7 protein-coding genes are annotated in these 12,524 nt (G+C 61.3%); 2 read left to right on the top strand and 5 right to left on the bottom strand.

Going from position 1 to position 12,524, the window contains the following annotated elements; translation table 11 throughout:
- Positions 1-108: 108 nt before the first annotated feature.
- From IEN85_RS15030 to IEN85_RS15015, 4 genes are read right to left on the bottom strand one after another with little or no spacing between them, the layout of a single operon-like run.
- A complete protein-coding gene (locus tag IEN85_RS15030; RefSeq protein WP_191617921.1) occupies positions 109-1,098 on the bottom strand; it encodes a DUF6807 domain-containing protein in 990 nt (329 codons plus the stop codon).
- A gap of 45 nt (positions 1,099-1,143) precedes the next feature.
- A complete protein-coding gene (locus tag IEN85_RS15025; protein ID WP_191617920.1) occupies positions 1,144-2,703 on the bottom strand; it encodes a TolC family protein in 1,560 nt (519 codons plus the stop codon).
- Positions 2,700-5,771: an efflux RND transporter permease subunit gene (locus IEN85_RS15020; RefSeq protein ID WP_191617919.1), complete on the bottom strand. Its 3,072-nt coding sequence runs from the start codon at positions 5,769-5,771 to the stop codon at positions 2,700-2,702. The genes IEN85_RS15025 and IEN85_RS15020 overlap by 4 nt, the downstream gene beginning before the upstream one ends.
- Complete coding sequence (locus IEN85_RS15015) at positions 5,768-6,952, bottom strand: efflux RND transporter periplasmic adaptor subunit (RefSeq protein ID WP_191617918.1); 1,185 nt, start codon at positions 6,950-6,952, stop codon at positions 5,768-5,770. Before IEN85_RS15015 ends, IEN85_RS15020 begins: the two co-directional genes overlap by 4 nt.
- Positions 6,953-7,129: 177 nt before the next feature.
- Here IEN85_RS15015 and IEN85_RS15010 point away from each other — a divergent pair, with 177 nt between their 5' ends.
- Positions 7,130-8,206 (top strand): amidohydrolase family protein, encoded by a 1,077-nt coding sequence (locus IEN85_RS15010; RefSeq protein ID WP_224772661.1) that lies wholly within the window; start codon positions 7,130-7,132, stop codon positions 8,204-8,206.
- Positions 8,207-8,234: 28 nt separating this feature from the next.
- Here IEN85_RS15010 and IEN85_RS15005 read toward each other — a convergent pair whose 3' ends face one another.
- Entirely contained in the window at positions 8,235-9,485 is a 1,251-nt protein-coding gene (locus tag IEN85_RS15005; RefSeq protein ID WP_191617917.1) for a CobW family GTP-binding protein, read from the bottom strand.
- A gap of 153 nt (positions 9,486-9,638) precedes the next feature.
- On the opposite strand from IEN85_RS15005, the gene IEN85_RS15000 reads away from it, so the two are divergent.
- The gene (locus IEN85_RS15000) at positions 9,639-12,467 is read left to right on the top strand and encodes a M16 family metallopeptidase (protein ID WP_191617916.1); all 2,829 of its coding nucleotides are present in this window, start codon (positions 9,639-9,641) and stop codon (positions 12,465-12,467) included.
- The last annotated feature ends 57 nt before the right edge of the window (positions 12,468-12,524 follow it).

Here is a 12,524-nt window from a genome sequence, read left to right as displayed (position 1 = left end):
GCTAGAGCAAGAGTTAGGCTTTCTTTTTAGGGACTCGCAGGTTCAAGTCGATAGCGAAGAAAGGCTTATGCGCTGGGTTTTTTGCCTCAGCGCTTGCTCTCGCTGGCTCTAGGGGGCCTCGGAGGCGAAGGTTTCCCACTCCGCGTCGATCGCCGCTGCGGTGATTTCGCCCGAATAGACGATCATGCGGTAGCGCAAGGTGTAGGTTTCTCCAGGTTCCATCCGCCAATCTTGGGTTTTGGTGGGAGCCATGTTGATGAAGGTTTCGCCGTAGTGGTTGGCCTTTTCCCAGACGCGCAAGGGAGTGGGGGAATTGTAGTTGCTAGGATGGGACAGAATGGCGATGCCGGCGGTTTTGCCGTCGAGCGGTCCTTGGCCGAGAACCCAGCGGGCCCGGCTGCCGTCGGCGCCTTCGCGAGTGATGCCTTCGGAGGTGAGGATGCTGCTGTTTTCGTGGTTCCAGGAAGCGGGGCCGCGCCAGCACATCCCGCCGTAGCGGTATTCCACGATGGTGAAGGGCTCGTCGGTTCCGCACTGGTAGCTGCTGCTGATGTCCAGGTAGTAGCGGTCTGGGCGCTCGGAGGCGCTCACTTGGATGCGTTGGTTTTCCAGCAGGGCGATGGTTTCGCTCCCGTCCTCGTTGAAGGCGACGTGTTCGTGCAAGACGGTGATGGCGGCGAACTCTGGGCCTTGGCTGAGCTGTTCGAGTCCGGCGAAGCGGACGGTGCCTTGTTTCTTCTTCAAGTTCCAGAAGTCGACTTCCTTGCCTCGGAAAGAGGTGTGGGTCCAGGGGTTCCAAATTCCGTAGTGGTGGTAGTGATCGTCGGGCTGGATGCGAGTGAGCAGTTGTCCGGCGAGCGTATTCACGGGATGGATAAAGCCGCTGCGGGCGAAGGCGGGATCGACGCCTTCGGGGGCGGGGTAGACGGCGTGTTGGTAGCTGAGCAGCGTTTTGCCGTCCGAGGTGGCGAAGTCGTAGCGTCCGTCTTGGTCGACGATGCTTACGAAGCTTTTCTCGCTGTCGGCGCAGGAGGAGAGCAGCAAGAGGAATGAGGTTGCGAGGGGGAGCAATGAGCTGCGGAGGAGCTTGTGGGGCATGGTGGTGATGGGGTTTAGGACGGGTTAATGAAGAGGACGCGGGGTTTAAAGGGAAATGCCGCGTCGCTCGAGTAGGCTGCCTTCAGCGAGGTAAAGGTCAATCAATGCGAGGCGATAGGAGATGAGCGCTTCCACTTCTTGGATACGGCTGGCGAGCAGGTCGCGGCGGGCTTCGGCAACTTGCAGGGCAGTGGTGGAGCCGACTTCTAGGCGTTCGACCTCTCCTTGTACGGTTTCCTCGAGGTGGATGCGGATTTGGGCGGTGGCTTCGATTTGTTGGCGAGCCCGCTCGACTTCGTTGGCGGCGAGGCGCACGTCGAGACGGACGATTTGCTCGTGGTTGAGCACGGCGTCGGCTGCTTGGGCTCGATTGGCCCGGGCTAGCATATCGCGTCCGCGGGCCGCTGCGTTGCCGAGAAACTGGTTGAAGCGCAGGCCGGCGGTCACGTCGTAGCTGTCCTCTTGGATGTTTTCGAAGGAGTCGAGGAAGGTATCCGCGTAGCCGGTTTTGCCGAGGGTAACGAAAAGGTCGAGTCGCGGCAGTAGTCCGTTTTTGGTGACGGCGGTTTGCAGGCGGTCTTGGGCGAGTCGGAGCCGGGCTTCGTTGAGGTCGGGCCGTTTTTGGAGGGCGAGCTCGATGCGGGCTTCGATTTCGTGCAGTGGCTCGTGGTCGACGTCCGGTTGGCTGGTGGCCAGGATTTGGAAGTCGAGGGAGCCGTCTAGGTTGGCGTTGAGCAGACGGACGAGGCGGAAGCGTTGCTCGTCCAGGTAGGCCCTTGCGTCGATGAGGGCGCTTTCGCGGCGGGCGACTTCGCCGCGGGAGAGGGCGCCGTCGGTTTGGGAGAGGGCGCCGACTTCGATGCGGCCCTCGATTTCGTCGCGTTCGCGGCGGGCCAACTCGAGCGAGCTTTCGAAGATAGCGATTTCTTCGCGAGCGAGCACGTATTGCCAGTAGGCGGACTCGACTTCTGCTACGAAGGCTTCGGTGTATCCGCGAAGTTCGTATTGGCTGGCGAGCGTATCCAGTTGAGCCTGACGTATGGAGGCGAGGTTAACGGCGGGACCGAAGCCGCGCAGCAGGGACTGGGTGACGCTGAGGCCGAGGCGGGCTTCTTGCTGTTCGGGGGTACGGCTGGAAATGGAGCGGTCTTGCTCGATGGACAACTCGATGTCGGTGCCGGTGGCGAGGCTCTGGCGGATGCCGATTTCGCCGCCAGCATCGCGTCCAGTAACGCTGAATTGTTCGCCGGTGGCTCGGGAATTTTCCGAGACTTCCTCTTCGCCGGCCTGCAGTACGCCGTAGAGCTCGGGGCGGAACTGGCCGCGTTCGATGAGCTCGAAAGCGCCTGCTTTGACGGGCTCCAGGGTTTGGATACGCAGCTCGCGGTTTCGCTCGAGAGCGGTGAAGATGGCTTCTTCTACGGAGAGGGTTAGCTGGTCGCCGGAGCGGGCAAGAGGGCGTGGGTTCCACTCGATGTAGGGCGTGACGCTTCGGTCCTCGTCTCTTGGCGTGACGCTTACAGGATCGAGTGGAGGCGTTTGGGAGACGGAAGCGCAGCCGCTGAGCAATGCGGTGGCGAGTAAAATGGAGAGGGAGGGTTTCATTGAGCGTCGCTGCTGCTGCGCTTGCTGTGGACGATGGAATAGACGATGGGGGTGAGGAGGAGTGTGATAGCGGTGGAACCGACAAGTCCGCCGATTACGGCCCGGGCGAGTGGGGCTTGGGCGTCGGCTCCCTCGCCGATTCCGAGGGCCAGCGGAAGCAAGCCGAGCACGGTAGTCAAGGTCGTCATGAGGATGGGGCGCAAGCGGCGGCGCCCCGCTTCCGCCACGGCATCGCGGGCGCCGGTGCCTTCGAGGCGGAGCTGGCTGGCTTGGTCGACGAGCAAGATGGCGTTGTTGACCACGATGCCGCCCAGCATGATGCAGCCGATGCCGGACTGCAGGTTCATGGTGGTGCCGGTAAGGATGAGGGTGAGGATGACGCCGATCGCGGCCATGGGGACCGCGACCATCACGATGGTGGGGTCTCGCAGGGACTCGTATTGGCAAGCCAGCACCATGTAGACCAGCATGATGGCGAGGCCGAGGGCGATGATGAGTTGGTTGAAGGTTTTTTGCTGCTCTTCCCAGGATCCGGTAATGCGGAAAACGTAGCCGGAGGGACGGGGGATTTCGTTGAGCACGGCGTCGATTTCCGCGGAGACGTCGCCGAGGGCCCGTTTTTCGAATTCGGCGTCGAGGGTGACGAGGCGTTGTTGGTCGCGGCGTTCGATTCTGGAGGGAGCTCGGCCGAAGTCGTTGGTGACGAGGTTGCGCAGGGCAACCAGTTCGCCGGAGGGCGTGCGCAGGGTGAGGTCGAGCACTTCGTCGATAGAGAGGTGTTCGGCGTCGGCCATCTGCACGAGGATGCGGTAGGAGTTGCCTTCGGTTTGGTAGTTTCCGGCGCGGGAACCGGCGATGGCGGTTTGCAGGACTTCGGAGACGTCGCGGGCGGAGAGGCCGAGGTCGGCGATCTTGTCGCGGTCGATAGCAATCTCCTGGCGGGGTTCGCCGTCGTCGAAGCTGGTGTCCACGTCGGTGACGCCTTCTAGCTGCTCGATGCGGGCTTTGGCGTCGAGGGCGAGCTTTTCCAAGGTGGGGATGTCGGGACCGCGAACTTCCACTTCGATGCCTTGTCCGCCGCCTCCGAGCAGGCGGTTGAGCAGGTTTTGCCCGCGCGGGGCCCACGCTCCGGCGCGGACTCCCGGGATTTTGCCCTCGAGCAGGTCGCGCAGTTCTTCTGCGATCTCTTCGTTGGAGCGATCGCGCTGGCTGGCAGGGACGAGGTTGAAAGTGATGCCGGCTCCGTCGCCTCGGACGTCGGTGACGTGCGAGATGGCTTCCGGCACGGCGGGAATGGCGATCTCCTCCAGCTTTTGGGCGAGAGAATTCACGATTTCGAGGCGGGTGGAATTTTCGGCGCGCATCCAAACCCCGACCTCGCCTTCGTCGCTCGGGGGCAGGAACTCGCTGCTGATCATGGGGGCGAGGAGTACGCTGAGCAGCAGGGTGGATCCGGCTCCGATGAGAACCCAGCGGCGGTGGCGGAGGGCTCGATTGAGCATGTTCTTGTATCCACCTTCCAGTGCTTGGAACCAACGTTCGGAGGTTTCGGAAAGGCGGCGGAAAGGGCTGTTTCGCTTCTCCTCTCGGGAGATTTTTCCGCGCAGCAGCTTGGCGGAGAGCATGGGGACCAGGCTGAGAGACACCACGAGGGAGCAGACAAGGGAGAAGGAGACGGTGTAGGCCAGCTCGCGGAAGAGGATGCCGGACACGCCGGGCACGAAGATGAGCGGGAGGAAAATAACCAGAGTGGTGATGGTGGAGGCGATGATGGCGGTGGCCACCTCGCGCGCTCCGCTGGCGGCGGCGATGCGTGGTTGTTCGCCTTCCTCGTCGCGCCGCCGGAAGATGTTTTCCAGGACCACGATGGAGGAGTCGACCATCATGCCTACGCCGAGGGCGAGTCCGCCGAGCGACATCATGTTCAAGGTGAAGCCCCCGAAGTAGAGCAGGGCGAAGGTGGCGATGATGGAAATGGGGATGGCCAGCGAGATGACGAGGGTGGAGCGCCAGTCGCGCAGGAAGAAAAGCAATACGAGTATGGCCAGGCCTCCTCCGTAGAGGACGGAGCGGGAGACGTTTTCGATGGACCGTTCGATGAAGTTGCCGGAGTTGGTGACGGGAACGATGTTGATGAGCGGATAGTCTTTGTTGGTACGCTCGATCTCTTCCAGAATGGCTTGGGAAACCTCAACCGTGTTGGCGTTGTCCTGCTTGCGGATGGCGACGCGGATGCCTTGTACCCCGTTGACCCGCACGATGCGGGTTTCCTTTTCGTAGGTGTCCTTGACGAGGGCGACTTGTTCGAGGGTAACGGTCGCGCCGTCTCGCGTGTCCACTACGGTGTTGCGGATCTGGTCGAGGTTTTGGAACTGGGCGGGAGCTCGCAGGGCGATCTCGTAGCGACCTTCCTGGATAGTGCCGGAGGGGCGGTCCAAGTTGGAATCGCGGAGGGCTTGCAGGATTTGGTTGAGGGGGATGCCGAGGGCTTGCAGGCGTTGGCGATCGATCTCGACGCGGATTTCCCGGTCGAAGCCGCCCCAGAGGTCGACTTGGGCGACGCCCGGTACGCGGGAGAAGCGGAAGCGGATCTCGTTGTTGATGATATCGGTCAGCTCGATGGGGTCGATGTCGCCGGAGACGCCGAGGATGACGACGGGAAAGGAATCCACGTCAAACTTGGAGACGCGGGGTCGCTCGATGCCGTCGGGCAGTTCGTTCAGCTCGTCTTCCAAGGTGGCTTGGAGTTCGAGGGCGGCGGCGTTGATGTCGGTTCCCCAAGAGAAGCGCACGCGCACGCGGCTGCGGCCCTCAGAGGACTGGGAGGTGACTTCCTCCACGCCGGGAACGGTGGAGATGATTTCCTCGATGATTTGGGTGACGAGGGTTTCCATGACCTCGGGACTGGCTCCCGGGTAGCTGGTGCTGATGCTGACGGTCGGCAGCTCGATGCTCGGGAAGAGGTCGATCTTAAGTCGTGCGAGGGAAACGGAGCCAAGCACTACCACGATGAGGGTGACCATCGTGGTGAAAATGGGGCGTTTTACGCTGAGGTCGGAGAGGCTCATGGCGCTTCAGGGAGAGTTGCGTCTTCGGGAATGGTGACTTCTGCCCCGTCGTCGAGCAGGTGCTGGCCGAGGACCACTACGCGTCCGCTGAGGTCGGCGTCGAGGACCTGGATGGAATCGTTGGAGCGGATGCCCGTTTTGACCGGTTGCCACCGTACGGTTTTCGAGTCTTCGTTGATGACGAAGGCGCCGGTTTCGGTCCCTCGCCGGGTGAGGGCGGCGTAAGGGATGACGGTGGTGTCTTCGACGCGGTCCAAGGTGATGTTGGCCCGCACGAACATGCCCGGCTTGAGCGAATGGTCGGGATTGCTTAGGGAAAGCTCGACGCGGGCTTGGCGGCTGTTTTCGCGGAAAACCGGGGAGATGCGGTCGATCTGGCCGAGGAAGGTTTGGTTGGGGAATGCGTCGGTGCTGAAGCGGGCTTCCTGGCCCGGTTTGAGCAGGCCGTAGTCGCGCTCGGTGACGTAGATGACGGCGGTGATGGGATCGAGCTCGACGATGAGGAGCAGGGGTTCGTTGGCGGAGACGGTTTCGCCTTCGTCCACGTATCGTTCGGCGATGACGCGACGATCTTCGTCTCCGGACCAGTCGGCGGTGATACGAGTGTAACTCAGGCGGATGCGGGCGGACTCGAGCGCGGATTCGGCTCGGATGACTTGAGCCTCGGCGACTTTGACTTGGGCTTGCCGGGCGAGGAGCTCGGCTTGCACGTTGTCGAACTCGGTCTCGGAGGCGATGCCGCGTTCGCGCAGGGTGGTGGTTCGCTGGTTGGCCCGCAGGGTGATTTCCAACGCGCTCTTGGCCTCGGCGAGGTTGGCCTCGGCTACCGCTAGGTCGGCCTCGGCTTGGCGGACGGCTTGGTCGAACTCGGCGGCGTCGAGGATGGCAACGGCGTCGCCGCGATGGACCTCGTCGGAGATGTCCACGGGAATGTCTTGCACGCGGCCAGCGACTTTGGGAGCGACTACGAACTTGGAGTGGGCTTCCAAGGCACCGCTGAAGACGCGGCGCAGCTCGATGGCTCGGCGTTCGATGGGGGCGACGGCGACGGCGGCCGTGCGGTCGCGACGGCCTTCGTCGGAATCGGCGTCCGAGGAACGAAAGATGAAGTAGCCGGCGATGGCGAGGGCTGCAAGGACGAGGATGGCGAGTGGCGCCTTTGATTTCTGCGGGGAAGACATAGTGAGGCTGTGGGGTTGTCCCACATGTGTGGGACTTACGGCTGCGATAGAGGGATGAATGCCGGTTTTTAGCGAGACATGAGTTCGAGCGGGCGGTTAATGTTTCGTAACGTCAGATTTTAGCTGCGGCGGCTTCGCTGCTTGTGCGCGGAGACGTTTTGCCGCTTGTTGGTTGGGATGGGGTTCCTCTTGTTTTTCTTGGTGCTGCTGGGCGGTCTGCAGCTTTGGCGAATCGTATGTTGGAAGGGGCCGATGGGGCCGGTCGCGGAGGAGGTGCCGACGGGGGTGGTGGACATGCATTGCCACACGGCGGGGATCGGGGCTGGCGGGAGCGAGGCTCGGATCTCGGCGGCTTTGCGGGCAAGTTGGCGGTTTCGCGTCTACCTGAAGATCTTTGGCTGCAACGAGAAGCTGCTGGCTCAGCATGGGGACGTCTTCATTTTGGATGGCATCAACCGGGCGATCGGCGAATCGAAGCATGTAAGGGCGGCGGTGATCTTGGCGATGGACGCGCCGTATCGGGACAACGGGGAAATCTTCGAGGAGGCGGTGGAGGTCTGGGTGCCGAACCGCTTCGTAGGGGAAACGGCGGCGGCGTACGAGCACTTGCTCTTTGGAGCGAGCGTGCACCCGTATCGTATGGACGCGCTCGAGGAGCTGGAATGGTCGAAGGAAAAGGGGGCAGTTTTAATAAAATGGTTACCGAATATTCAGAATATCGATCCCAGCGATGAGCGGCTGGCACCCTATTACCGGAAGCTGGTGGAGCTGGACTTGCCCTTGCTGACGCACACTGGGCACGAGGATTCTTTCTCTCGCACCGACAATCGCTTGGGGGATCCCAAGCTGCTGGAGCTGCCCTTGCGCTTAGGCGTGCGGGTGATCGCGGCTCATGTGGCGAGCGCGGGCGAGAACGAGGGGCAGTGCAACGTGGAGCGACTGCTGGAGATGATGCCGCGTTTCCCGAATTTGGTGGCGGATATTTCGACCCTGACCCAGTTTAACCGAAAGCGGTTTTTGCCGCGCGTTTTGGCGGACGAGCGGCTCAAGGGGCGGCTGCTCTACGGTACGGATCATCCGCTGACGAATACGCCGATGGTGTCGCCTTGGCTGTATCCACTTCGCCTGACAATCGGGCAAATGTGGCGGATTTCGCGAGTGCGCAACCCGTGGGATCGGGATGTGATGCTGAAGGCGGCGCTGGGGGTGCCGGGCGAGGTGTTCGAGGAAAGCGGGCGCTATTTGGGGGTGTGACGGGGATCGCGAGCAAGCTCGCTCCTACCTAGTCCACGAGGCAGGCGTCGAGTTCGGCTTGCAGGCGGTCGCGGTCGAGGTGGAAGCCGATGAAGACGAGCTCTTGGCGGCGGTCGCCGTGAGGTGACTCCCATTTCTTTTCCACTTCGGCGGGGATTTGCGAGCGGTCGATATTGCCCTTTTCGAGGGCGGTGATCCACCAGCTGCCGATGAAGTCGCAGCGGGTGGTGGAGCCGGCGATGGAGAGGAAGCCGACTTGCTGGTCGTTGCCTTCGATCCAGCAGTAGCCCTTGGCTCGCAGCAGTCCGGGGATGGAGGTGTTGATGATGTGGGCGAACTTGTCGGCCTGGAAGCGCTTGCGCGAGCGGTAGACGAGCGTGACCAGCCCTTGCTGGGCTTTGGCGATGGGGTCGAGTGCCTTGGAGATGCTGGGGAAGAAGAGGGCGCTGGGTGAGTTTTCGACTTTGCGGAAGAGCTTGGGAGTGGATTTGTCTTCGATAGGGTCGGCGGGGCCAGACTCCTGGTCCTGCTTATTGAGGCTTTGCAGCCAGCTGGCGCCGGATAGGGTGGCGTCTAGGTCGAAGGCTCCGTTGTGCAGGATGGCGTCTTTGGGCAGCTGGCCGTTTTCGCACTCGTGCTTGATGGCGCGGCGGTTGAGCTCGTCGAGGATGACGCGGACTTCGCTGCGTTCCGCTTCGTTGACGACGTCCATCTTGTTGAGCACGAGGATGTCGGCGCACTCGATTTGCTCGACGATGAGTTCGAAGACGGGGCGTTCGTCCTGTTGGCGGAGCAGTTCGCGGGAGGTGCCTTTGGCGGCGTTGGCCTTCCACTCGCGCAGGAAGAAGGCGGAGTCTACGACTGTCACCAAACTGTCGATACGCACGACTTCCTCCAGCGACTTGCCGTTGGGGCCGGGGGTGAGGAAGGTGTGCACGATCTGGGTGGGCTCCGCCACGCCGGTCGCCTCTATGACGATGTGGTCGATGTTGCCTTTTTTGGCGAGGTCCATGACGGCGAGGGCCAGGTCGCCCTGGATGGTGCAGCAGATGCAGCCTCCGGAGAGCTCGACCACCTCGTTTTGCGATCCGCCTTCCAAGGTGCGGACCTCGCTCTGGATGAGGTCCGCGTCGATATTGACTTCGCCGATGTCGTTTACGATGACGGCGATGCGTTCGCCGTTGGCGTTTCGGAGCAGGTGGTTGAGCAGGGTGGTCTTTCCTGCCCCGAGGAAGCCGGAGAGGATAGTGACGGAAAGATGCGCTTGGGAATCGGACATTGCGGGCTCCGTTTCTAGGGCTGGCGGGGTGAAAGGGAAGGATTAGTTTTTGCGCGAGGACGAGGGAGAATGTCGGGGAAGTGGATTCTGGGAGGAACGATTTGCTAAATCGTTTTTCTAGGCCAAGGGTTGTCTTCTTTGTCCCCTGATTCGATGCAGTCCTTTATCAAACTCGTCTCCGTATACCTGCTAATCGCACTGTCGCCTGCCGTTTGGGCGCAGTTGCCCGAGGATTTCGACATGACGGCTCCCTTGCCGGTTGATCCCGACGTGAGGGTGGGGGAACTGGACAACGGACTTCGCTACTACATCCGCAAAAACGGTCGACCGGAGAATCGGGTTTCCTTGCGCTTGGTGGTCAATGCGGGCTCGCTGCAGGAGGACGACGACCAGCGCGGCATCGCCCACTTCCTGGAGCACATGGCCTTTAACGGGACCAAGCATTTCGAGAAGCTAGAGCTCGTTAACTTCTTGGAAGGCATTGGGATGCGTTTTGGCCAGCACCTCAATGCCAGCACTTCTTTCGACGAGACGATCTACAAGCTGGAGGTGCCCTGGGACGATCAGGAGTCGATCGACAAGGCGTTTTTGATCTTGGAAGACTGGGCCACCAACATTACCTTCGATCCCTTCGAGATCGAAGCTGAAAGGGGAGTGGTCGTGGAGGAATGGCGCTCGGGACAGGGGGCGGGACAGCGGATCCGCGATCAGCAGATTCCTTTGATCTTCTACAATTCCCGCTACGCGAAGCGCTTGCCCATCGGCTCCATGTTCGTGGTGCAGAACGCCCCTGCGGAGCGTTTCAGGGACTTTTACGAAAAGTGGTACCGGCCGGACTTGATGGGGGTGATCGCGGTGGGCGACTTCGACCCCGATGAGGTGGAGCGGCAGATCATCACCCGTTTTTCACGACTGGAGAATCCCGAGGACGCGCCCGAGCGGGTGGAAGCGAAGGTGCCGGACCATGAGGAGACGCTGTTTTCCATCGTTTCCGATCCGGAAATCACGGGGATGTCCGCTCGCATTTACCTCAAGCTCGATCCAGTGGGCGACCAGACGGGCGAGGACTATCGCCGCCATCTGATCGAACGCATCTATTTCTCCCTTCTCAACAAGCGCTTGAGCGAGCGGACCTTAGAGGCGAACCCACCCTACATCAGCGCCAGCGTTGGAGCCACCAACTTGGGGCGTTCCAAGCGCGCTTACGTGATGTCGGTCGGCTTGGTGCAAGGGAAGGTGCAGGAAGGGATCGAGCTCCTGATGGCGGAGGTGGCCCGGGCCAGCCGCGATGGTTTCAGCCAAAGCGAGATGGATCGCGTGAAGGCGGACATGATTCGAGGAATGGATCGGGCTTACGAGGAGCGGGAAAACACGCAATCCGGCGTGTTTGCAGCTGAGTATACGCGGGCCTTTACGGTCGACGAACCGATTCCCGGCATCGCGCTCGAGCGAGCCATGCACCACGCTTTCCTGAAGGATTTGGACCTGGAGGAAGTGAACCGCATCGGCGACGCGTTTCGCCAGCAAGGCAATCGCGTGATCCTCTTCACGGCGCCGGAGGCGGAGGGCTACGAGCTGCCGAGCGAGCAGGACCTGCTCGCTGCCCTCGAATCCGGCAAGTCCAAGGATCTCGGCGCTTACGTGGACGACGTCTCGGACGAGCCGCTGCTGGCGGAGATTCCGGAGGCAGGGGAGATTGTCGAGGAGCGCTACCACGAAGCGGTAGGGGTGTACGATTGGACTTTGTCGAACGGAGCTCGGGTGATCGTGAAACCGACCGATTTCAAGAAGGACCAGGTGCTCATGTCTGCGTACAGCGAGGGCGGCAGCAGCTTGGTTTCGGACGACGAGTTTATTCCGGCCATGACGGCGACGATGCTTTTGGGCGAGTCGGGTATTGGCCCTTTCAATACGATTCAGTTGGAGAAGAAGCTTGCCGGCAAGACGCTCCGCCTTTCTCCCTCGATCGGTTCCACATCCGAGTCGCTCAGCGGCTCGACTTCCCCGCAGGATTTGGAGGAGTTCTTCAAGCTCGTTTACTTGCAGATCACCGATCCGAACGAGAAGGACCTGGCGAATGCGTTCGAGTCAGTGAAGTTCCGGCTCTCCGAAATGGTGGCCAACCGCGAGAAGTCGCCCGGCGCGGTATTCCAGGACGCTATCGAGGAGGCCTACTATGGCGACCATCCGCGCCACCAGCCGTTGGATATCGATCGTCTCGACGAGATGGAAGCTCGGCTCTCTTTGGAGATCTTCAAGGACCGCTTCCAGAACGCGGGCGATTTCGTCTTCGTATTCGTAGGAGCGATCGAGGTGGAACCGTTTCGCGACTACGTCCGCACCTACCTTGCCAGCTTGCCCACGCGTGGCGGGCCGCCCGAGCGGGCTCGGGAACTTGGGGACAAGCCGAAATCCGGCCGTCTCTCGGTAGACATCAAGAAGGGCTTGGAAGAGAAGACGACGGTGCGGGTGTTCTTCAACGGCGATGCCGAGTGGTCGCCGGAGAACCGCTACGCTTTGGCCTTCGCGCGAGGGCTGCTCAACATTCGCATGCGTGAAGTGCTGCGCGAGGACAACGGGGGCGTCTACGGGGTAAGCGTTTTCGGATCTTTGGGTCGCTTGCCGGAGGGTTCCTACTCGTCGGGCTTTGGCTTTTCCTGCGATCCCGGCAATGCGGAAAATCTGGTCCGCCTCGGCCTCATGCAAATCATCGAGCTGCAGGAAGAAGGCCCCCGTCCGGAGAACGTGCAGAAGGTGCGGGAAACCCATCTCAGGGAACACGAACGCGGCATCAAGGAGAACGGCTTCTGGCTGAGCAACCTCGTTGGGATGGTCGCTGAAGATCGCGATTTCGAGGACATCCTAAACTTTCCTGAGCGCGTGAAAGCTTTCGACGCGAAGGCTGCCCAAGAGGCTGCGGTTTTATATTTCGATATGCGCAATCTACTGGTTGCCTATCTTCGTCCTGAATATACGGAGTAGTTGTATGGACCCCCGCCCCTAGGCCCGCCCCCGATGATAGCCTAGGGTATCAAATAC

It is taken from the genome of Pelagicoccus enzymogenes, from assembly GCF_014803405.1.
GTDB lineage: Bacteria > Verrucomicrobiota > Verrucomicrobiia > Opitutales > Opitutaceae > Pelagicoccus > Pelagicoccus enzymogenes.
Note: the sequence above shows the minus strand (reverse complement) of the source record. Positions and strands in the feature narration are given on the sequence as shown.